Below are 20,095 nucleotides of genomic sequence, written 5' to 3' on the forward strand. Positions count from 1 at the left end.
ATGGACTGGGACAAGTTGCGGGTGTTCCACGCTGTGGCCGAGGCCGGCAGCTTCACCCACGCGGGCGAGGCCCTCAACCTCAGCCAATCGGCGGTCAGCCGGCAGATCAGCGCGCTGGAGGACAGCCTCGGCGTTCCGCTGTTCCACCGGCACGCCCGCGGCCTGATCCTGACCGAGCAGGGCGAGTTGCTGAATCACGCGGCGCGCGACATCTTCGCGAAGCTGTCGATGACCCAGGCGATGCTGAGCGAGAGCAAGGACGCCGCCAAGGGGCCGCTGAAGGTGACGGCCACGGCGGCCTTCGGTTCGACATGGCTGACCCCGCGCATCGGAGAATTCCTGGCGCTCTACCCGGACATCCAGCTCACCCTGCTGATCACCGACACGGAGTTGGATCTGGGCATGCGTGAGGCCGACGTGGCGATCCGCGTCAGCCCACCGCGCCAGCCCGACCTGATCCAGCGTCATCTGATGACCTTCCGCTCTCACCTCTACGCGCACCGCCGGTACCTGGACCGGAAGGGAGAGCCGCAGACGGTGGCCGATCTCGCCTCGCACGATCTGGTGACCTATCCGCAGGAACTGCGCCCGCCCTTCGCCAACACCCACTGGCTGCGCGATCTGGTGACCGATCCGGTGGCCCGCGACCGGACGGTCCTCCAAGTCAACAACCTGTACGCGATCTTCCGCGCCGTGGAAAGCGGGCTCGGTGTCGGCTCGCTGCCCGACTATCTGGTGACCGGCCTGGACGATATCGTGCGGGTGCTACCGGATCAGTCCGGATCGAAGGTGGACGCCTTCTTCGTCTATCCGGAGGAACTGCGCCATTCCAAGCGCATCGCGGTCTTCCGCGACTTCCTGGTCAAGAAGGTTGCGGAGAGCCAATTCTAATTCCCGCTCAGCGGATTGGCCAACAAGGGGCGCGGCGCCGGACAGGGCCGTGCCCCTTTGTTCTTTCGGCCATTCGGCTTTGGCCGGCGGCGGGGCGAACCCCGTTTTCGTGTTGGGCCGATGCAAGCACCGCGCGCTTCGAAGACGAACCGCGCAATCCGCATCCGGCGTTCAAGCGGATTCGGCGATCGGTTCGGCCGGAGTGGAATCGCTGTCGAACAGGTCGGGGAAGCGCCGGGCCAGATCGGGCAGGGAGTTCAGAATCTCGCGCAGATGCACGCGCATGGCAGCCTCGGCGGCGTCGGGGCAGCGCGCCCGGATGCCCTCGACGATCTGCTCGTGCTGGGCGATCAGCCGGTCCAGCGGAGTCGCCTGGGGCAGGCTGAGGTAGCGCACGCGGTCCATCTGGGCCTTGGTTTCCTCCACCACACGCCAAGCGTATTCGCAGTCGACCCCCAGCGCGATGGTGCGGTGGAAGGCTTCGTCCAGATCCAGGAAGGCCGCCGGGTTGGTGCTCGTGGCGGCGTCGCGCTGCGCCTTCAGGTTGGCCTCCAGCTCCGCGACGGCGCGGGCCGGCAACCCCTCGCCGGCCTTGCGGGCCACGGCCAGTTCCACCGCCTCGCGGACGAAGCGGGCGTCCATCACCTGCTTGGCCGAGATCTTGACGACGAAGGTGCCGCGCTGCGGGCGGATGACCACCAGTCCGGACTCGCTCAGCTTGATGAAGGCCTCGCGCACCGGCTGGCGGCTGACGCCCAACTGCCCCGCAACCTCCTGCTCGGACAACGGCTGGCCGGGCTGAAACTGCATCGTCACGATGGCGTGGCGCAATTCCCGAAAGACGCGGCGCGCCACGGGCTCGGTCGAATCCGGCTCGATCCTCCTCAACATGTTCCCCCCAATCCCTTCTTTTTTCCGTCCGCCCCGCCGGTGCCCGCCCGGACGATCCTGTACGGCGGATTCATCCTGCACCGTTCGCAAGCCCATGGACAACACCATTCTTGTATACTACCATACCAGTCGCGTATCGAACAATCGCCTCCGTGCAAGAGGCGTTGTCCTCAAAGGGAGGAAACATGAGCATCATCACTCGTACTTGGCGCGTCGCCGCCCTCGGCTTTGCGCTGGCCACCGTCGCCGGCGGCGCGCTGGCCGCCGATTACACGCTCAGCGTCAACACGGCGCTGGCCCAGCAGGACCCGCTCTACAAGGGGCTGGAGGAGTTCAAGAAGAACGTCGAGGCGCGGTCCGGCGGCAAGATGGCCGTCCGCCTGTTCCCCGGCTCGCAGCTCGGCAAGGACGAGGACGTGCTGGAGCAGGCCCGCGCCGGGGCCGGAGTCGCGGTCGTCGTGGACGGCGGGCGTCTCGCCGTCTTCGTGAAGGAGTTCGGCGTTCTGGGCGGCCCGTACCTCGCCCAGGGGTACGACGGCATCCGCAAGGTCGTCACCTCGCCGATGTTTGACCAATGGTCGGACAAGCTGCGCAAGGCGTCGGGCCATCAGGTGCTGTCCTTCAACTGGTGGCAGGGCGAGCGGCACCTGCTGACCAACAAGTCGGTGAAGGGTCCGGAAGACCTCGCCGGCATCCGCATGCGCACGCCGGGCGCTCCGGTGTGGATGGAGACGATCCGCGCCATGGGCGCCACCCCGACCCCGATGGGCTGGTCGGAGGTCTACACCGGCCTGCAGCAGAAGGTGATCGACGGCGTCGAGGCCCAGCATCCGGCCAGCTTCGGTTCCCGTCTGTATGAAGTGACCAACCACGTCACCAAGACCGGCCACATCAACCTGATCACCGGCATCGTGACCAGCGCCGCCTGGTTCGACAAGCTGCCGCCGGAGCAGCAGACGATCCTCAAGGAAGAAGCGCTGAAGGCCGGCGACAGCGCGTCGCGCGCCACCCAGGCGTCGCTCGCCGACTTCGAGAAGCAGATGAAGGACAAGGGCATGACGATCGAGGAGATCGACGTGACCCCGTTCCGCAAGGCCACCGCGCCGGTCTACGAGAAGCTGGGCTACGCGGAACTCCACAAGGAAGTGGAAAAGCTGCTGCAGAACTGACGCAGGGTTCGGTTCGCGCTGACCTTGCTCCCTCCCTGACCCTCCCCCGCTTACGCAGGGGAGGGGACAAATTCTCCCTCCCCCGCCCAGTTCCAGCGCAAACCTTTGGTTTGCGCTGACGCGGCAGGCGGACCTTTGGTCCGCCGAGAGGGGGGAGGGCCGGGGCGGGGCAATGCTTCCTAAATCCAAAGCCGTCCGCCGCCATCAAGGGACCGCCATCATGTCGTCCTTGTTTCACAAGGGGGAAGCCTTCCTGGCGATGCTTCTCCTCGCCGCCATCGTCCTGCTCGTCTTCGCCGCCGGCGTTATGCGCTGGTTCGGCCATCCTCTGGTCTGGTCGGTGGACGTGGCGCAGCTCCTGTTCGTCTGGGTCGCCTTCCTCGGCGCCGACATGGCGCTGCGCAAGCGCGCCCACATCGGCATCGACTATCTGGTCAAGCGTCTTCCGGCCTCCAGCCGGGCCGTGCTCGATTTGGTGCTCGGTGTGCTGGTCCTCGCCTTTCTCATCACCATGACGGTGATGGGCTACCGGCTGACCATGCTGAACCTGGAGCGCCAGTTCGGCGACAGCGGCATCAGCTACGCCTTCGTGACATCGGCGGTGCCGGTGGGCTGCCTGCTGCTGGCCGTCACGCTGACCGGCCAGATCCTGGAAACGCTGCGCGAGCTGCGCAGCCACCCCAAACCGGTCTTCGCGCCGGCCCCCAAGGCCGGCGACATCGAGGAGGTCGTGCCGTGACCCTTCTTGCCGTCACCTTCTTCGCGCTGATGGCCTTCGGGCTTCCGATCGCCTTTGCCATCGGCATCGCCGGCTTCTCCTTCTTCGCCACGAACGACATCATCCCGATGTCCATCGGGGTGCAGCAGGTCGCCTCGGCCTCGCAGAGCTTCCCGCTGCTGGCCGTGCCCTTCTTCGTGCTGGCCGGTCACATGATGAACCGGACGGGCATCACCAGCCGTCTGATCAACTGTTCCAACGTGCTGGTGTCCTGGATGTCCGGCGGGCTGGCGCAGGTCTGCATCGTGCTGTCCACGCTGATGGGCGGCGTCTCCGGCTCGGCGGTTGCCGACGCCGCGATGGAGGCCCGCATCCTCGGCCCCAGTCTGATCGCCCGCGGCTATTCGAAAGGCTTCACCTCGGCCACCATCGCGGTCGGCTCGCTGATCACCGCGACGATCCCGCCCAGCCTTGGTCTGATTCTCTACGGCTTCGTCGGCAACGTGTCGATCGGCCGGCTGTTCCTGGCCGGCGTCATTCCAGGTCTGTTGATGATGGCCGGGCTGATGCTGACGGTTTGGCTGATCGCCAAGCGACGCGGCTACCGTCCGGAGATGGCGGAGCGGCCGACCCTGCGCGCCGTGTGGCGGGCGATGGCCGACGCGAAATGGGCACTGCTGTTCCCGGTGGCCTTGCTGTTCGCCATCCGCGGCGGCCTGTTCACCCCGTCGGAGGTCGGCGCCTTCGCCGTCGTCTACGCCGCCGTCGTCGGTTTCCTGCTGCACAAGGAGCTGACTTGGGCCGCGGTGGCCGAGGCGCTTCAGGAAGCGGTGGTGGACACCGGCCTGATCATGCTCATCATCCTGTTCTCGGGCATGGTCGGCTACGCCATCATCTTCGAGCAGGCGCCCCAGACCATCGCCGAGGCGATGACCCAGCTCACCACCAACCCGCTGCTGGTGGTCGCGCTGATCCTGATCTTCCTGTTCATCGCCGGACTGTTCGTCGAAAGCACGGTGCTGGTCCTGCTGCTGACGCCGATCTTCCTGCCGATCGTGACGCCGCTGGGCGTCGATCCGGTGCATTTCGGCATCCTGATGATGACCATCGTGACGCTGGGCTCGATGACGCCGCCGGTGGGCGTGGCGATGTACACGGTGTGCAGCCTGCTCGACTGCCCGGTGGAGGAGTATGTCGTCGAATCGCTGCCCTTCGTCGGCACCATCGTCCTGCTGGTCGCCGTGCTGACGCTGTGGCCGGGGCTGGTGCTGTTCCTGCCCAACATGCTGATGTAAGACCTGATGGGAGGGCAAGGAGAGCTTGTCTTGGAACGGGGCGCTGATATACTAATATATGGCGCTCCGATCTCTCGGCGGACCCACGGCCGGTCCGGGCACACCAAGCCCCGTCCATGGAGCGTCCTTGTCATTGTGGAAACGGGGCAGGGCCGCGTTTGAAGGGCAAACGCCAAGGGGCGGTCCGGGCAGGGCCGCCCCTTCGCGCTTCCAGACGCTCTATTTGCCCCTCACCATGCCCCAGAGCGGCTCGATCACCTTGTGCACCAGGGGGATCAGCAGGGCGCCCAGCAACAAGCCGAACACCCCGGCCCCGGCCGCCCCGACCAGCCATTCCACCGAGGCCTTCGCCGCCGGCACGGCCTCTCCCGCCGCTACGGCGGCGCCGTGGATCGCGTGCCCGACCGCGGTCAGGCCGAAGCCCTCCAGCCCATGGATGACGATGCCGCCGCCGACCCACAGCATGGCCGCGGTGCCGACCAGGGCGAGCAGCTTCAGGAAGACCGGCATCCCCTTGACCAGCCCACGCCCGATCGCCTGGGTGACCGGGGCGAGCGTTCGGTCGGCCCCGCCCGGAGCGCCGGGGGAGGGGGTGCGCAACCCCAGGAGGCTGGCCGCCGGGCGCCCGTTCTGCGCCAGCGACAGGCCGACGTCGTCCGCCTTCACGATCAGCGCCACCGCGCCGTAGACGAGGCCGGTGATGCCCACCCCGACGATGGCAAGGACGGCCGCCTGCATCCAGAAGGACGAGGTTTCGGCGGCGACCGTGGACAGGACGATGGCCATGATCTCCGCCGACAGGATCAGGTCGGTCTTGATGGCGCTGTTGACCTTCTCCCGCTCGAACTGTGCGGCGTCCTGCCCTATGGCGTTCGCTCCTTCGGCGTCATGATGCGCCGCGTGAGGGCGCAGCGCCTCCCACACCTTCTCCGCCCCCTCGTAGCAGAGGAAGCCGCCGCCGAGCATCAGCAGCGGCGTGATCGCCCAGGGCGCCACGAGGCTGAGCGCCAGCGCCAGGGGCAGCAGGAAAATGAGCTTGTTCTTCAGCGAGCCCAGCGCAATCTTGCCGATGATCGGCAATTCACGCTCGGCGGTGAAGCCGACCACATAGCGCGGCGTCACCGCGGCGTCGTCCACCACCACCCCGGCGGCCTTGGCCCCCGCCCGCGCCGCCTGCCCTGCGGCGTCGTCCAGCGAGGCGGCGGCGACCTTCGCCAACCCGGCCACATCGTCCAGCAGTGCGATCAGTCCCGTGCTCAAGGTTTTGGCTCCCCTCCGTACCGGCGTCCATGGAGCAGACAACGCCGCCGGGGGCAAGCCGGACCTTCGGAGGGGCGGTCAGTCGTCGATCAACTGATCGGCGGTGAGCATGTGGACATCCGGGTCCGGCGTGTCCCGGCCGTCGTCCAGGTAAAGCACCCGGTCCACCAGCACCAGGACGCGCACGCCGTCCACCGGCACGACGCTCAGCCGCCGGTTGATGACGGCGTTGCGGAAGGCCACGGCCCGGTCGTTGTAGGTGACCGACAGCACGTCGTTCGTTCCTTCCAGCATGGGCAGCGCGTAGCGCTCCATCATCTCCGCGGTCAGCCCGTCGATGCGCGGCAGCAGGGAGGAACCAACGATGTCGAAGCGGTGCCGCTCGATCCAGCGGGCCAGCGGCGGGGATACAGCCTGAGCGATCAGGCCGGGTGTGTAGAGGGTGCATTTCTCGCTCATGCTCCGCACCATCGCCTTCAGGCCGAGGAAGGTGGGATGGTGCCGGAAATGGCCGGTCAGCACGTCGCGCAACAGCGCCTGCTCCCGCGGGTCGGGCAGGGCGGCGCCGGATTCCCAGCGGGCGACGGTTTCCTCGGTGGTGGCCAGCATGACGGCGAACTGCGCGGTGGTCAGGCCGTGCAGCCTTCGCAACGCGCGCACGATCTGCGGCCACTCATGCACCGGCACAGACGGCTCTCCAGATTATCTCCAGGGGTAATGATCGGAGAATACGCGATTCCCCGGCAAACACATACGCAATCATGTGGGAGAAGTCATACCGGAGTATCCATTTTTTGGTTCGCCAAGCCGACTGTTCCGACCCTAAACGCTTGAGGCAGCTGTAATTTTTCGGTCTTGCTGCTCTGCGGGCATAGCGCTTCTGGTATCGGGTATACCACGGCACAATAGCCCCATCAGCAAAGAGGAGACACATCATGGCTTACGCTTCCGCCCATCACAGCCATCACGACGGCCTTCTGTCGAGCATCGCCAAGGGTGTTACGGAATTCGCCAGCGCTTGGTTCTCGGCCACTCCTCTGTATATCGTATACCAAGCCGTGTCGTCCGGCACCTACGCCCCGGCTGCCAGCACCTCCACGCTCGACCTGCCGACGCTGATGCGCGAATGACCGGCGCCAGGGCCTTCCGGCCCCACGACGCGGCGGCCCGCCCATCCGGGCCGGAAAAAAGGACCGACTCCTCCGGAGCGGTCCTTTTTCAGTTTTGTGCGCTGTTTTACCCGGCGACGGTGAAGGTCGTCGGCGGCTTGCCTTGGCGCTGGCGCTCCAGCATCGTCAGCAACGCCTGATCGAGAAGGCGCGTGTAGGCGTTCATGCCGAACAGCGGCCCGCCGTTGCGCTCGGCGCGCAGCCTTTTCCGAACGGCGTCGAGACCGGCCCGGTTGTTCGCCCAATGAAGAACCGCGCTTTCGTATTGCGGCAGGGATTCCGTCGCGAAGTCGGGAAGGCCCGCGGTGTGGAGCAGACTGGCGGCGATGCGCGATTGCAGCGTGCGTCCCGGGCACGTCACCAGCGGAAGTCCCACCCACAGCGCGTCGCTCGCCGTCGTGTGGGCGCCGTAATGCAGGGTGTCCAGCATCAGGTCGGCGTTCTGGAGCCGGGACAGGTGATCGTTCAAGGTCGGCGCCCAGGGCGCAAAGACGACGCGGTCCGCGGCGATGCCCGCCGATTGGGCGGCTTGAAGCAGGTTCCGCTCGGCCTCCGCCGTCGCATGGGCAAGCCAGAGCACCGCGTCGGGGATTTTGTGCAGCAACGCCATCCAGACGGCCCAGATCTCGGGCGTGATCTTGTAGGCGTTGTTGAAGCAGGCGAGCACGAAGCCGTCCGCCGGAAGACCGCAGGCCGGCCGCGGAGGCGGCGGCGGAACTCCATGACGCCGGTCCCGCGGCAAGAAGCAGCGCGGCATCCGCGCGACCGCCTCGGTGAAGCCGCTTTCCAGCTCCGGCGGCAAAGAGACGGGATCGGCGACGATGTAGTCGATCCAGGGCGCTCCCATGGTGCCGGGATAACCCAGGAACTGGACCTGCACCGGTGCCGGCCGGGCGGCGAGGATGTGCGGCCGCGGGTGGCCGGTGTAGCCCTTGAGGTCGATCAGAATGTCGACGCCATCCCGCCGCATCGTCTCGGCGGCCTCCTCCGCGGTCAGGGAGTCGATGTCGATGAAGCGGTCGACACCTTGGCGGATGCGACGGCGCTCGACGCTGTCGTCGTCCGGCCCGTAGCTGTAGGCGAGCACGCGGAAGCGCGACCGGTCGTGCAGCGCCAGCACCTCGGCCAGCAGCTGCGCGACCGGATGCTGGCGGAAATCGTTCGACAGGTAGGCGATGGTGGCGACGCCCGTCCTGCCGGGCTTCGTCTTCAGCCGCACCGGCTTCGACCGGATCGTCTGCGCGTGCGCCCGCGCCGCCGCCAGGAGCGACCGGGCGGAAACGCGGTGGGACAGCATCATGGAGGCCTGGACCGGCACGCCCTGCGACGCGATGGAGTCCAGAGCAACCGCGTCGTCGTCGAAGCTGGACCAGTCGCAGGACCGTTGTTTGGTCTGGATCAGTCCAACCGTCGCGGTCGGGTTCCCGGGCGCGATCCTCAGCGCGCGGCGGTAGGCTTCTGCGGCGGCGGCCAGCTTGTCCTGCCCCTTGAGGGCGGTCCCCAGGTTGAACCACACCGCCGGGGCGTTGGGCGCCAATGCCGCCGCCTGACGAGCCAGACGCTCCGCCTCCGCAAGGCGTCCCAGTTGGAACAGTGCCGCCGAGAGGCTGAGCAGCGTGTCCGGACTCGCCGGGTGCAGCGACCGCGCCTGTTCGAGCATCCCGGCGGCCCGGTCGTAGGCGGCCATCCTGAACAGGGTGTTGCCGATGTTGAGCAGGATTCCGGGGTGATGGGGGTCGCAAAGACGCGCCCGCTCGAACGCGCTCAAGGCGTCGTCGTAGCGCTGTCTTCCAAAAGCGGCGTTGCCGACCGCCGCATGGAGGTCCCGCCCGAACCCCGCGATCTGCGGAGTCAGGCCGGCGCCCCTGGTCGCCTGTTCGAACAACGTGACGGCGCGCCCCAGATCGCCTTTCTGGGCCAAGGCCAGTGCGTCCGACAGTTTGCGCATGTCCGGCGCGGAGGGACCGCCGGACTGCCTGTTCTTGTTCATGGTCGATACAACCCGGATTGCTTCGGTTCACGCAACACACCGAACCGGGCTGCGCCCGTCGCAGTCCGGTTCGTGCGAGCCGCACCGCCATCGCGACGCGCTCCATAAGGTTATGCTAACGCGGCGCCACCCCGGGGAGGAGAGCGTTGTCGTCGGACCTGCTTCCACACGCAGGCCGTGCCGGGACCGTCAGGCGTCCCCGGCGATCTCCGCCAGAAGCTGGACCTGGAAGGACAGCAGGAAAGCCGCCCGCTCCTGCGCCCGCTCCCGGCCGGCCGGGGTCTGCATGGTGTTGGGCAGCAGCAGCAGCTTCGCCTTGAAATGGTCCAGCGCGTATTGCAGGTCGTCCAGCGGGCGGGTCTCGGCCATCGGGTCCTCGCCGTGGAACAGCGCCCGCTTCATCAGGCCGGAGGTGGCGAAGCAGCGGGCGATGCCGATGGCCCCCAGGCTTTCCAGCCGGTCGGCGTCCTGGACCAGCTTCGCCTCGATGGTCAGCGGCGGGATGCCGGCGGAGTAGCTGTGCGCCTCGATGGCGTGGCGGGTGGCGGGGATCAGCGCGTCCGGGAAGCCCATGCCGCGCAGAACCTCCTCCGCCCGGTCCGCCGACAGGCGGGAGGCGCGGCTGCGGTCCGGATGGTCCTTCGGCACGTTCACGATGTCGTGGAGCAGGGCCGCGGCCAGCACGACGAGCATGTCAGGCGGCGGTCCGCCCTCCCGTACGGCCTCCGCCGCGGCCAGGGCCTTGGCGGTGCGCCAGACGCGAAGAAGATGGTCGATATCGTGCGCCGGGTCCTCGGCCGCGTTGGAACGCAGCCATGTGGTGATGGAGCTTTCCCAAACATCGACATCGCTGAGCACAACATCTTTTGGCATGAGCGCTCGTCCTCTTTCGTGCTTTTTACATAATATGGGGATGGGCAGGGCTGTTGTCCCGAAATCATTTGTGGACGGGCATCCCCCACCCCGAATCGGGACTCCCAAATCAGGTCCCCCTTATCCGGAATGGTTGCGTCGCGCCGAATGCCCGATGACCAAGCGCCGTCCCGCCGTTAAGGTGACGCCCGCCCGGAACGGGCCGACCGACAGGCAGAGGGGAGACATGCAGCCGATCATTCAGGTGCGTGGGCTGGAAAAGACCTACGCCACCGGCTTCCAGGCGCTGAAAGGGGTCGATCTCGACATCCGCCGCGGCGAGATCTTCGCCCTGCTGGGACCGAACGGGGCCGGCAAGACGACGCTCATCAGCACCGTCTGCGGCATCGTCAACGCCACCGCGGGCACCGTGACGGTCGACGGGCACGACATCGTGCGCGACTGGCGCGCTGCGCGCTCGCTGATCGGCCTCGTCCCGCAGGAGCTGACGACCGAGGCATTCGAGAGCGTCTGGGCCACCGTCAGCTTCAGCCGCGGGCTGTTCGGCAAGCCGCCCGACCCCGCCCACATCGAGAAGGTGCTGAAGGACCTGTCCCTCTGGAACAAGAAGGACAGCAAGGTCATGGCGCTGTCCGGCGGCATGAAGCGCCGCGTGATGATCGCCAAGGCCCTGTCGCACGAGCCGCGCATCCTCTTCCTCGACGAGCCGACCGCCGGTGTGGACGTGGAGCTTCGCCGCGGCATGTGGGAGATGATCGGGCGGCTGCGCGACAGCGGCGTGACCATCATCCTGACCACCCATTACATCGAGGAGGCGGAGGAGATGGCCGACAGCATCGGCGTCATCTCCAACGGCCGCATCGTGCTGGTCGAGGATAAGGCGGCGCTGATGCGCAAGCTGGGCAAGCGGCTGCTGACCCTGCAGCTCCAGAACCCGCTGGAGGCCATCCCGGCGGAGCTGGCCGGCTACCCCCTGACCCTGTCCGGCGACGGGCGGGAGCTGGTCTACAGCTTCGACACGCAGGACGACCAGACGGGCATCGCCCGGCTTCTCCGCAAGCTCGGCGACCACGGCATCGATTTCACGAACCTGCACACCGAGGAAAGCTCCCTCGAGGAGATCTTCGTCAGCCTTGTGAAGGAGCGGGCATGACCTCCCCCATCAACCTTCATGCGGTCAAGGCCATCTACCTGTTCGAACTGGCCCGCACCTGGCGCACGCTGTTCCAGAGCATCGCGGCGCCGGTCATCTCGACCTCGCTCTACTTCATCGTCTTCGGCGCGGCCATCGGTGGGCGCTTCACGGCGGTGGACGGGGTGAGCTACGGCGCCTTTCTGGTGCCCGGCCTCGTCATGATGTCGGTGCTGACGGAAAGCGTCTCCAACGCCTCCTTCGGCATCTACATGCCGCGCTATTCCGGGACGATCTACGAAGTGCTGTCGGCCCCGATCTCGGCCTTCGAGACGGTGCTCGGCTATGTCGGGGCGGCGGCGACCAAGTCGATGATCCTCGGCGTGCTGATCCTGCTGACGGCCCGGCTGTTCGTCGACTACTCGATCCAGCACCCGTTCTGGATGGTCGCCTTCCTGGTGCTGACCTCGGTGACCTTCAGCCTGTTCGGCTTCATCCTGGGCGTCTGGGCGGACGGCTGGGAGAAGCTGCAGATCGTGCCGATCCTGGTCATCACGCCGCTGGCCTTCCTCGGCGGCAGCTTCTACTCGATCAGCATGCTGCCGCCGCTGTGGCAGAAGATCACCCTGTTCAACCCGGTCGTCTATCTGGTCAGCGGCTTCCGCTGGAGCTTCTATGGCCAAGCCGACGTTCCGGTGGGGATCAGCCTCGCCATGACCGCGCTGTTCCTGGCGCTCTGCCTGACAGCGGTCTGGTGGATCTTCCGCACCGGCTACAAGCTGAAGAACTGACCGGTCCGGACGGCGGGGATCACGCTCCGCCGTCCGGTTTCCCGCCGCCCGACTTTCCATTGTCCAGCATCCCGTGGGCGCGGTGCCACTCCTCCAGCGATTCCGGCGGGTAGTCGTCAGTTTGCTCGTCCCCTGGTCCGGCCTCGACCGGCACCCAGTTGGCTTTCGACTCCAGCATCATGTGGACGTGGGCCGGCGCCTCCGGCAGGGGGCTGTCGATGACGCTGGCGAAGGGGTGGAGCAGCTCCGGCCAGCGCGGGTCGCTTACCCACAGGGCGGAGCCGCAGCGCGCGCAGAAGCGCCGCTCGCCGGGGCTTTCCTGCCCGTCGATGCGGGCGTGGAAGACGGAGATGTGCTCCGCCCCCGTCACCTCCAACGTGTCGGCCTTGGCCCCCAGATTGATGGCGTAGCCGCCCCCGCCCGCCGTCTTGCGGCAGATCGAGCAGTAGCAGCGCAGGTAGGGGACCGGTGCGTAGGCATCCACCGAGAATCGCACCGCGCCGCAGTGGCAGGACCCGTCGAGCTTCATCCGTCCTCTCCTCCGATCCTCGGGCGCCCGGCTGCGGCGCCGCCCCCGTCCAACCCTCCCGGTCCGGGAAAGTTTCCGGGGGACGCGGCATCGTTTCAAGTCACGGATGGCAGTAGGGCAGGCAATCGCATGCGCGCCTTATGAACCCTCTCCCCAGAGGGGAGAGGGGATTTTGCCGGCCCTCAGACGTCGACCACCGGGGCCATGGCTTCGGCCATCGCGAGCAGGGCGGCGTCCTGGAAGCGCGGCGCCACCAGCTGCACCCCCACCGGAAGCCCGCGCGGCCCGCGGCCGCAGGGCATGGCGAGGCAGGGGACGTGCAGCACGGTCCAGATCGAATTGAAGATGTGGTCGCCCGTGGTGTGCAGCCCCTCCGGCGCTTCGCCCGGCGCAGGCGGGGTCAGGATCACGTCGATGGACTCGAAGAGGGCGGCGAAGCGCGGCCGGCAGGTGTCGGCCACGTCGTAGGCCTCGGTCAGGGTGCGCGTGGTGATGCCGTGGTTGTGCTCGCAATGGTCGGCCAATTCGGGATGCAGCCGGTGGCGGTCGCTGATGTAAAGGTCGAGGAAGGAGGCCCGCCCCTCGCCGCGGCGGATCACGTCCTGAACCTCGGCCAGGGTCGAGAACGCGTCCGGCAGCTCGAAGGGCACGACCACCGCGCCGGCCTCCTCAAGCCGCCGGGCGGCGAGCAGCAGCGCCGCCTCGCCCGCCGGCTCGATGCGTGACCAGACGGGGGAGCGGCAGAGCCCGACGCGCAGGCCCGCCAGGGTGACTGGCGGCGTCTTGCCCATGCCTTCCAGTTGGAACGCCTCAGCCATCAGCGCGAGGTCGGCGACCGAACGCCCGTACCAGCCGAGCGTGTCGAGGGACACCGCGTAGTGCTTCATCCCCTCGCGGCTGACCACGCCCCAGGTTGGCTTGAAGCCGTAGATGCCGTTGAAGGCGGCGGGGCGGATGTGCGAACCGCCGGTCTGGGTGCCGAAGGCCAGCGGCACATGCCGGTCGCCGACCGCCGCCCCCGACCCGGAGGAGGAGCCGCCCGGCGTGTGGGCGGGGTTGACCGGGTTCCGCGTCGCCGCCTTGCGCCCGCCGGAGGCGAACTCCACCGTGTCGGTCTTGCCCAGCAGGATGCCGCCGGCGCTGCGCGCGATGGCCACGCAGGCGGCGTCGCGGGCGGGCCGGTGGCCCTGGAAGATCGGCGAGTTCTGGGTGGTCGGCAGGTCGGCGGTGTCGATCACGTCCTTCACGCCGAAGGGCAGGCCGTGCAGCGGGCCGGCGGCGGGGCGCTTGTCGGCTTCCCGCGCGGCGGCCAGCGCCAGGGCGGGATCGACGATGATCCAGGCGCGCACCTCCGGATCGCGGGCCTCGATCCGTTCGAGGCAGGAGCGCACCAGCGCCTCGCTGGTCAGGCGGCCGTCGCGGATGGCGCGGGCGGCCTCGCTGGCCGTGAGTTCGAACGGTTCCATGGCGGGTCCTTTCGGTGAATCAGGCATCAGGCGGGAAGGGCGGGGCGCTGGCGGTGGTGGTCGGTCGCCGCCTGGAAGGCCGCCCCGGCGCGGAAGACCAGCGGCTCGTCGAACCAGCGCCCGACGATCTGCATGCCCACCGGCATCCCGTCGCCGTCGAAGCCGCAGGGCACCGACATGGCGGGCAGGCCGAGCGCGCCGAAGCCGTAGGTGAAGCGGCTGACGGCCCGCGTCGCCTCGATCATGTCGGCGCTGTCGTAGATGCGCGGCGCCACGATGGGGGTGGTCGGGGTGAGGATCAGGTCCACCCGCTCGAACAGCGTGCGGAACCGCAGCTTCCAGGAGGCCAGCCAGCGCCGCGATTCCGCATACTGCACGCCGCTCACCGGCAGGCCGAGCTGCAGGCGGCGCAGCACCTCCGGCCCGATGGACTCTGGCGCGGTCTCCATCTTGTCGAGGTGATACTGCGCCATGTCGGCGACGAGCAGCGAGAAGGCGGTGCGGGCCTGCGCCACCTCCGCGTCCTCGATGGTGATGTCCACCAGAACGGCCCCGGCCCTCTCCAGTACCGCCGCTGCTGCGCGCACCCGCTCCGCCACCGCGGGCTGGAGGGTGTCGAAGTAGAAGTTGCGCGGCAGCCCGATGCGCGTGCCGGCGATCCCCGCCTTCAAATCCGGCAGGAAATTGCCGAGCGGGACATCCGCCGAATTGGGGTCCTCCGGGTCGTAACCGGCGATGGCGGCGAAAGCGCGCGCCACGTCGGCGACCGAGTAGGCCAGCGGGCCGACGGTGTCGAAATCGACGCTGCACGGGATCATGCCGGTGTTGGACACCCGGCCGACGCTGGGCCGCAGCCCGACCACCCCGCAGAGCGCCGCCGGGATGCGGATGGAGCCGCCGGTGTCGGTGCCGATGGAGACCCGGCACAGCCCGGCGGCAACCGACGCCGCCGAGCCGCCGCTCGACCCGCCGGGCACCCGGCCGGTGTCCCAGGGGTTCCGGCAGGGGCCGTGATGCTCGTTTTGGTTCGTCGAGCCCAGGCAGAATTCGGACAGGTTGTTGCGCCCGACCAGGATGGCCCCGGCGTCGCGCAGGCGGCGGATCAGAGGGGCGTCCCGATGCCCCAGCCGGGCGAAGCGGTCGGACGAGCCGTAGCTGGTCGTCTCCCCGGCCATTTCGAAGCAGTCCTTGACGGTGACGGTCATCCCGTCCAGCAGGCCGGGCCAGTCGCCCGCTGCCCGCGCCTCGTCCTGCGCCCGCGCCCGGCGGATCGCCCCGTCGGCGTCCACCGCCAGCAGGGCGTTGACGATCGGGTTCAGGCTCTCGATGCGGGCGAGGCGGGCGCGGGTTTCCGCCTCGCTGGTGCCGGGCATGGATGGGCTGCCGCCGCCGGACCGGGCCGGATGCGTTGTCGAAAGTTCGGACATGCGTTGCTGCTTTCCGCTCGCGTGCCGGATGGCTTCGGACGAACTGCTCCGGCGACGGCCTGTTGAAGTCGCTTCGTTGCGCTTAGGTGTGGGGCCGCCGGGTCAGGCGGCGTCCGCCAGCGCGAGATGGGCGATGACCGCGTCCAGCGGCATCACGTCGGCGTATTTCTTGCCCATGTCGAACAGGTTGGCGCGGTGCGGCTCCTCCGCCCGGTCGCCGACGCACTCCTCGACGATGATCGGGCGCAGCCCGTGGGCGGAGGCGTCGATCACGCTGGCCCGCACGCAGCCCGAAGTCGTGCAGCCGGTGACCAGCAGCGTGTCGACCGCGTTCGCCCGCAGCCAGGACGACAGGGCGGTGCCGAAGAAGGCCGAGGCGTGCTGCTTGCGCACGATGAACTCGTTGGGCAGCGGTGCGACCTCGGGAGCGAAGGCGACGTCGGGCGAGTCGGCGGTCAGGGTCAGCAGCGACGGAATTTTCTCACCGAACGGGCCGATACCGCCCGGAGCCTCCGGCGCGATGAAGCAGGCGTGGGCGATCGGCATGCCCAAGGGACGGACATGTCCGATCAACTTTCCCGTGGCGGTGATGGCGCTGTTGATGTTGAAGCCGCCGAAGGCGTCCTCGCGCGTGAAACCGATCTGGAAGTCGATGATGAGGAGGGCGCACTTGCGGCCGAAGCCGAGCGGCTTGCCGATGCCCTGGCGGTCGTAGATGGAAAGATCGCTCATTTCAGGAGGTTCCTTCTTCCGCTGCTGCGCCGCATCATGGGCGCCCAACCAGCATACAACGAGGTTTTTTTGCATTCAAAGTCCATAGTTTCACCATTTCAAACCCGCCTCTGCCCGCCTTTTGCGCAGATAAGCATATTGCTGTATTCATAAGCAATGCCGCAGAAAGCCTCTTTAAATAACTGATTTAAAAGGACTTATTGCCACTCCGCGACAGCTTGCCGCAGGGTGGCACGATTCCTGCGAATTTGGTCGGACATAAGGGGGCAGCGCAGATTGTGTGCAAAAATAGACCGGACAAATCTTGGTGCTGCCCGTAAAATCTTTGACACAGAGGAGCAGGCTTATGGACGGGATCAATCGCAAGGAACGGGCCGGCCGGATCGAGCGGAGCGGTGTCAACCGCCGCCAGTTCGGCACCCTGCTGGCCGCGGGCGCCCTGGTGGCTGGCAGCGGCTGGCCGCTGCCGGCGTCGGCGGCTCCGCCGGTCCTGCGGGTGCGCATCGGCAGCGACATCGGCAACCTCGATCCCGCCCGCATCTTCCAGATCGAGAACCAGACGGTCGCCACCCAGATCTTCAACGGGCTGGTCAAGTACGACGAGGCGACCAACGCCATCGTCCCCGACCTCGCCACCGGCTGGGAGATCTCCGGCGACGGCACCGTCTACAGCTTCGCCCTGCGCGGGGGCGTCACTTGGCACAAGGGCTTCGGCCCCTTCACCTCCGACGACGTGAAGTTCTCGTTCGAGCGCGTGCTCGACCCGCAGACCGGCAGCAGCTACAGCGGTCAGCTCGCCTCCATCAAGTCCATCGAGACGCCGTCCCCCGACCGCGTGGTCATCACGCTGAAGGAGCCGAACTCCGGCTTCCTGCACAAGGTGTCGGCCTTCAACCAGGGCTGGATCGTCAGCCGCAAGGCGCTGGGCGAGATCGGCGACAAGGCCTTCGCCCTGAACCCCATCGGCACCGGCCCCTTCGTGTTCCAGAACTGGGCGCCGGGCCGCGAGGTGAAGCTGTCCGCCAACAAGGATTATTTCGCGGGCGCCCCCAAGGTCGAGGAGGTGCAGTTCCGCGTCATCAAGGACGAGACGGCGGCGGCCATCGCCCTGGAGAACGGCGAGGTCGACATCTTCTTCGGCCTGCAGCAGCCGGAGGTCATCCAGCGCCTGAAGGGCGGCGGCTTGGTCACCGTGCTCGACCGCGACGCCAACCACACGATCAACCTCGTCCTCAACACCTCGATCAAGCCGCTGGGCGATGTGCGGGTGCGGCAGGCGATCTACCATGCCATCAACCGCAAGGCGCTGATCGACGGCTTCTTCAAGGGCACCAAGACGGAGGCGAGCGGCTTCCTCACCTCCTCCTTCCAGGAATTCACCGACCAGGTCCCGCTGTTCCCCTACGACCCGGCGAAGGCCAAGGCGCTGCTCAAGGAGGCCGGGGTGGGCTCCTTCTCGCTCGACCTCGTGGCGCCGGGCGCCAACCCCTACGACAAGATCGTCGTGCCGATCGCCAGCGACCTCGCCGCCGTGGGCATCGACGCCAAGATCAAGGTGCTGGAGCGCGGCGCCTACCTCCAGGCGCGCAACAAGGGCACGGTGCCGACCTGCGTCACCGGCGTCGTCGGCGCCCCCGACCCGGACAGCCCGATCCTGTCGCTGTTCGCCAAGTCCTCCTTCCCGCCGGGCCTCAACACCGCCCATTACGAGGGCATCGAGGACATGATCGCCGCCGCCCGGCAGGCCCAGGGCGACGCCGCCCGCAAGGAGGTCTACGGGAAGATCCAGGCTAAGGTCATGGGCGACGTGCCGGTGATCCCGCTCTACGCCGACCACCTGTTCATCGCCCACACCAAGAAGGTCTCCGGCTTCGTCCAGAACTCCCTGTTCACGATGAGCGCCTATCCGGTCTCGCTGCTGGAGGCCTGACGATGGACCGGCTTCTTCGCCAACTCTCGCAGCTCGCGATCACGGTGTTCGGCATCGTGACCGTGACCTTCTTCCTGGTCCGGATGATCCCCGGCGACCCCGCCCAGTACATGCTGGGCGACTACGCGACCGAGGAAGCGCTGGCGACGCTGCGCGCCCAGCTCGGTCTCGACCAGCCGGTCTATGTGCAGTACGGGCTCTACGTGCTGCGCGCCGTCACCGGGGACTTCGGGTCGTCGGTGGTCACCGGCCGCCCGGCGCTGGAGGAGATCCTGTTCAGCCTCCCCGACTCCGCGATCCTGGCCTTCGCCGGGCTCGCGGTGGCGGTGGTGATCGGCATCCCGCTCGGCATCCTCACGGCGGAGCGCCAGGGATCGTGGAGCGACATGCTGATCATGATCGTCGCGCTGTTCGGCATCTCCTTCCCGGTCTTCTGGCTCGGCCTCGCCTCCGTCCTGCTGTTCTCGCAGGAGCTGAAATGGTTCCCGGCGCTGGGGGCCAGCTCGGGCGGCGGTGTCCTCACCCACCTGCACCATCTGGTGCTTCCGGCGGGGGTGCTGGGCATCTCGGTCGCGGCCTACATCACCCGCCTGACCCGCTCGGCGATGCTGGAGGTGCTGGGCCAGGACTGCATCCGCGTCGCCCGCGCGATGGGGGTGCCGGAGCGCCGGGTGGTGTGGCGGCTGGCGCTGAAGAACGCGCTGGTGCCGATCCTCGCCATCGTCGGGGTGACCTTCGCCTGGTCGCTGGGCAGCGCCATCCTGATCGAGGTGGTGTTCAGCCGGCCCGGCATCGGCTCGATGATCCTGAAGGCGGTCTCGGCCCGCGATTACCAGCTCGTCCAAGCGGGCGTGCTGGTGCTGGCCGTCGCCGTCGTCCTCGTCAACAGCCTGCTCGACCTCGCCTACGGGCTGGTCGATCCGCGCCTGTCCACACGGTGATCCATGGCAGCCACAGCAACCCTCTCCGCGTCCGCTTCGGCGCGGCGGTCGTCCCTGATGCGCTATTTCCGCCATCCGGGCTTCCTGATCGGCGTGATCCTGCTGACCCTGCTGCTGATCGTGGCGGTGGCGGCCCCCTGGATCGCCCCGATGTCGCCGCTTGAGACCGACCTCGCCAACACGCTGGCCCCGCCCTCGGCCGCGCATCTCCTGGGTACCGACCAGTTCGGGCGCGACGTGCTGTCCCGCCTGATCTGGGGCACCCGCATCTCGCTCCAGGTCGCCGTCGCGGTGATGGCGCTCTCGCTGTCGCTGGGGATGGTGATCGGCGCCGTCGCCGGCTTCTTCGGCGGCTGGGTCGAGCGGGTCACCGTCTCGATCATCGACATCCTGCTGGCCTTCCCCGGCTTCCTGCTGGCGCTCGCCCTGGTGGCGGCGCGCGGCTCCTCGCTGGAGTCGGTCATCATCGCCGTGGCGCTGGCCTTCACCCCGCGGGTCGCCGCGGTGATGAGGGCGGTCGTCCTGACCATCAAGCCGCGCACCTACGTCGAGGCGTCGCGGGCCATCGGCATGGGCACGATGCGGCTGCTCTTCCTGCACGTCGTGCCGAACAGCCTGCCGCCGGTGATCGTGGTCGCCACGGTCAGCGCCGCCACCGCCATCCTGGCCGAAGCGGGCCTGAGCTTCCTCGGCCTCGGCGTCCAGCCGCCGGCCCCGACCTGGGGCAATGTCATCGCCGACGGGCAGAGCTTCCTGGCCTCCAACCCGCTGATCTCGCTGTCGGCGGGGATCTGCATCGCGGTGATGGTGGTCGCCCTGAACCTGCTGGGGGACGGCTTGCGCGACACGCTCGACCCGCAGATGCGCCGCTCTTCCGGACGCGTGCTGTGA

19 protein-coding genes are annotated in these 20,095 nt (G+C 67.9%); 10 read left to right on the forward strand and 9 right to left on the reverse strand.

The window, feature by feature from the left end; translation table 11 throughout:
- On the forward strand, positions 1 to 891 hold the full coding sequence (locus tag H1Q64_RS26650; RefSeq protein WP_237907471.1) for a LysR family transcriptional regulator: 891 nt from the start codon (positions 1 to 3) through the stop codon (positions 889 to 891).
- 171 nt (positions 892 to 1,062) lie between these two features.
- On the opposite strand, the gene H1Q64_RS26655 is transcribed toward H1Q64_RS26650, so the two are convergent.
- Complete coding sequence (locus H1Q64_RS26655; protein ID WP_237907472.1) at positions 1,063 to 1,782, reverse strand: GntR family transcriptional regulator; 720 nt, start codon at positions 1,780 to 1,782, stop codon at positions 1,063 to 1,065.
- A gap of 185 nt (positions 1,783 to 1,967) precedes the next feature.
- Here H1Q64_RS26655 and H1Q64_RS26660 point away from each other — a divergent pair, with 185 nt between their 5' ends.
- From H1Q64_RS26660 to H1Q64_RS26670, 3 genes are all read left to right on the forward strand, one after another.
- Complete coding sequence (locus H1Q64_RS26660; RefSeq protein WP_174440630.1) at positions 1,968 to 2,951, forward strand: C4-dicarboxylate TRAP transporter substrate-binding protein; 984 nt, start codon at positions 1,968 to 1,970, stop codon at positions 2,949 to 2,951.
- Between the two features lie 220 nt (positions 2,952 to 3,171).
- Positions 3,172 to 3,690, forward strand: coding sequence for a TRAP transporter small permease (locus H1Q64_RS26665; protein WP_237907473.1), 519 nt, complete (start codon positions 3,172 to 3,174; stop codon positions 3,688 to 3,690).
- Entirely contained in the window at positions 3,687 to 4,964 is a 1,278-nt protein-coding gene (locus H1Q64_RS26670; protein WP_237907474.1) for a TRAP transporter large permease, read from the forward strand. The genes H1Q64_RS26665 and H1Q64_RS26670 overlap by 4 nt, the downstream gene beginning before the upstream one ends.
- Positions 4,965 to 5,183: 219 nt before the next feature.
- On the opposite strand, the gene H1Q64_RS26675 is transcribed toward H1Q64_RS26670, so the two are convergent.
- Both H1Q64_RS26675 and H1Q64_RS26680 read right to left on the reverse strand, forming a co-directional pair.
- Positions 5,184 to 6,224, reverse strand: a complete 1,041-nt coding sequence (locus H1Q64_RS26675) for a DUF808 domain-containing protein (RefSeq protein ID WP_237907475.1) — start codon at positions 6,222 to 6,224, stop codon at positions 5,184 to 5,186.
- Positions 6,225 to 6,302: 78 nt separating this feature from the next.
- On the reverse strand, positions 6,303 to 6,911 hold the full coding sequence (locus tag H1Q64_RS26680) for a helix-turn-helix domain-containing protein (protein ID WP_237907476.1): 609 nt from the start codon (positions 6,909 to 6,911) through the stop codon (positions 6,303 to 6,305).
- 248 nt (positions 6,912 to 7,159) lie between these two features.
- Here H1Q64_RS26680 and H1Q64_RS26685 point away from each other — a divergent pair, with 248 nt between their 5' ends.
- The gene (locus H1Q64_RS26685) at positions 7,160 to 7,354 is read left to right on the forward strand and encodes a hypothetical protein (protein ID WP_014242058.1); all 195 of its coding nucleotides are present in this window, start codon (positions 7,160 to 7,162) and stop codon (positions 7,352 to 7,354) included.
- A gap of 106 nt (positions 7,355 to 7,460) precedes the next feature.
- Here the strand turns inward: H1Q64_RS26685 and H1Q64_RS34175 are convergent, their stop codons facing one another.
- Together H1Q64_RS34175 and H1Q64_RS26715 are read right to left on the reverse strand one after the other, a co-directional pair.
- On the reverse strand, positions 7,461 to 9,383 hold the full coding sequence (locus tag H1Q64_RS34175; protein WP_419468873.1) for a tetratricopeptide repeat protein: 1,923 nt from the start codon (positions 9,381 to 9,383) through the stop codon (positions 7,461 to 7,463).
- 189 nt (positions 9,384 to 9,572) lie between these two features.
- The gene (locus H1Q64_RS26715; protein WP_237907477.1) at positions 9,573 to 10,256 is read right to left on the reverse strand and encodes an HD domain-containing protein; all 684 of its coding nucleotides are present in this window, start codon (positions 10,254 to 10,256) and stop codon (positions 9,573 to 9,575) included.
- A gap of 226 nt (positions 10,257 to 10,482) precedes the next feature.
- On the opposite strand from H1Q64_RS26715, the gene H1Q64_RS26720 reads away from it, so the two are divergent.
- Positions 10,483 to 11,409 carry an ABC transporter ATP-binding protein gene (locus H1Q64_RS26720; protein ID WP_014242062.1) on the forward strand — a complete coding sequence of 309 codons (927 nt, stop codon included), beginning with the start codon at positions 10,483 to 10,485 and terminating at the stop codon, positions 11,407 to 11,409.
- Positions 11,406 to 12,179 carry an ABC transporter permease gene (locus tag H1Q64_RS26725; RefSeq protein WP_014242063.1) on the forward strand — a complete coding sequence of 258 codons (774 nt, stop codon included), beginning with the start codon at positions 11,406 to 11,408 and terminating at the stop codon, positions 12,177 to 12,179. Before H1Q64_RS26720 ends, H1Q64_RS26725 begins: the two co-directional genes overlap by 4 nt.
- Positions 12,180 to 12,198: 19 nt before the next feature.
- On the opposite strand, the gene H1Q64_RS26730 is transcribed toward H1Q64_RS26725, so the two are convergent.
- The 4 genes from H1Q64_RS26730 to H1Q64_RS26745 form a co-directional block, all read right to left on the reverse strand.
- Positions 12,199 to 12,708 (reverse strand): GFA family protein, encoded by a 510-nt coding sequence (locus tag H1Q64_RS26730; RefSeq protein ID WP_237907478.1) that lies wholly within the window; start codon positions 12,706 to 12,708, stop codon positions 12,199 to 12,201.
- A 182-nt stretch (positions 12,709 to 12,890) separates the two neighbouring features.
- Positions 12,891 to 14,174 (reverse strand): amidase, encoded by a 1,284-nt coding sequence (locus H1Q64_RS26735; protein ID WP_237907479.1) that lies wholly within the window; start codon positions 14,172 to 14,174, stop codon positions 12,891 to 12,893.
- A gap of 26 nt (positions 14,175 to 14,200) precedes the next feature.
- Entirely contained in the window at positions 14,201 to 15,601 is a 1,401-nt protein-coding gene (locus H1Q64_RS26740; RefSeq protein WP_237907480.1) for an amidase, read from the reverse strand.
- A 102-nt stretch (positions 15,602 to 15,703) separates the two neighbouring features.
- Complete coding sequence (locus H1Q64_RS26745; protein ID WP_237907481.1) at positions 15,704 to 16,333, reverse strand: isochorismatase family protein; 630 nt, start codon at positions 16,331 to 16,333, stop codon at positions 15,704 to 15,706.
- A 346-nt stretch (positions 16,334 to 16,679) separates the two neighbouring features.
- Here H1Q64_RS26745 and H1Q64_RS26750 point away from each other — a divergent pair, with 346 nt between their 5' ends.
- Genes H1Q64_RS26750 through H1Q64_RS26760 form a run of 3 tightly spaced genes read left to right on the forward strand, consistent with a single transcriptional unit; the run spans position 16,680 to position 20,095 of the window.
- Positions 16,680 to 18,263 carry an ABC transporter substrate-binding protein gene (locus tag H1Q64_RS26750; RefSeq protein ID WP_237907482.1) on the forward strand — a complete coding sequence of 528 codons (1,584 nt, stop codon included), beginning with the start codon at positions 16,680 to 16,682 and terminating at the stop codon, positions 18,261 to 18,263.
- 2 nt (positions 18,264 to 18,265) lie between these two features.
- The gene (locus H1Q64_RS26755) at positions 18,266 to 19,204 is read left to right on the forward strand and encodes an ABC transporter permease (RefSeq protein ID WP_137117365.1); all 939 of its coding nucleotides are present in this window, start codon (positions 18,266 to 18,268) and stop codon (positions 19,202 to 19,204) included.
- 3 nt (positions 19,205 to 19,207) lie between these two features.
- Complete coding sequence (locus H1Q64_RS26760; protein WP_040136983.1) at positions 19,208 to 20,095, forward strand: ABC transporter permease; 888 nt, start codon at positions 19,208 to 19,210, stop codon at positions 20,093 to 20,095.

Source organism: Azospirillum brasilense (genome assembly GCF_022023855.1).
Taxonomy (GTDB): Bacteria; Pseudomonadota; Alphaproteobacteria; order Azospirillales; family Azospirillaceae; genus Azospirillum; species Azospirillum brasilense_F.

Bases quoted from the DNA above. Each gene is read 5' to 3' on its own strand.
- H1Q64_RS26650 (WP_237907471.1), top strand. From the start codon at position 1: ATGGACTGGGACAAGTTGCGGGTGTTCCACGCTGTGGCCGAGGCCGGC.
- H1Q64_RS26655 (WP_237907472.1), bottom strand. From the start codon at position 1,782: ATGTTGAGGAGGATCGAGCCGGATTCGACCGAGCCCGTGGCGCGCCGC.
- H1Q64_RS26660 (WP_174440630.1), top strand. From the start codon at position 1,968: ATGAGCATCATCACTCGTACTTGGCGCGTCGCCGCCCTCGGCTTTGCG.
- H1Q64_RS26665 (WP_237907473.1), top strand. From the start codon at position 3,172: ATGTCGTCCTTGTTTCACAAGGGGGAAGCCTTCCTGGCGATGCTTCTC.
- H1Q64_RS26685 (WP_014242058.1), top strand. From the start codon at position 7,160: ATGGCTTACGCTTCCGCCCATCACAGCCATCACGACGGCCTTCTGTCG.
- H1Q64_RS34175 (WP_419468873.1), bottom strand. From the start codon at position 9,383: ATGAACAAGAACAGGCAGTCCGGCGGTCCCTCCGCGCCGGACATGCGC.
- H1Q64_RS26715 (WP_237907477.1), bottom strand. From the start codon at position 10,256: ATGCCAAAAGATGTTGTGCTCAGCGATGTCGATGTTTGGGAAAGCTCC.
- H1Q64_RS26720 (WP_014242062.1), top strand. From the start codon at position 10,483: ATGCAGCCGATCATTCAGGTGCGTGGGCTGGAAAAGACCTACGCCACC.
- H1Q64_RS26725 (WP_014242063.1), top strand. From the start codon at position 11,406: ATGACCTCCCCCATCAACCTTCATGCGGTCAAGGCCATCTACCTGTTC.
- H1Q64_RS26730 (WP_237907478.1), bottom strand. From the start codon at position 12,708: ATGAAGCTCGACGGGTCCTGCCACTGCGGCGCGGTGCGATTCTCGGTG.
- H1Q64_RS26735 (WP_237907479.1), bottom strand. From the start codon at position 14,174: ATGGAACCGTTCGAACTCACGGCCAGCGAGGCCGCCCGCGCCATCCGC.
- H1Q64_RS26740 (WP_237907480.1), bottom strand. From the start codon at position 15,601: ATGTCCGAACTTTCGACAACGCATCCGGCCCGGTCCGGCGGCGGCAGC.
- H1Q64_RS26745 (WP_237907481.1), bottom strand. From the start codon at position 16,333: ATGAGCGATCTTTCCATCTACGACCGCCAGGGCATCGGCAAGCCGCTC.
- H1Q64_RS26750 (WP_237907482.1), top strand. From the start codon at position 16,680: ATGGACGGGATCAATCGCAAGGAACGGGCCGGCCGGATCGAGCGGAGC.
- H1Q64_RS26755 (WP_137117365.1), top strand. From the start codon at position 18,266: ATGGACCGGCTTCTTCGCCAACTCTCGCAGCTCGCGATCACGGTGTTC.
- H1Q64_RS26760 (WP_040136983.1), top strand. From the start codon at position 19,208: ATGGCAGCCACAGCAACCCTCTCCGCGTCCGCTTCGGCGCGGCGGTCG.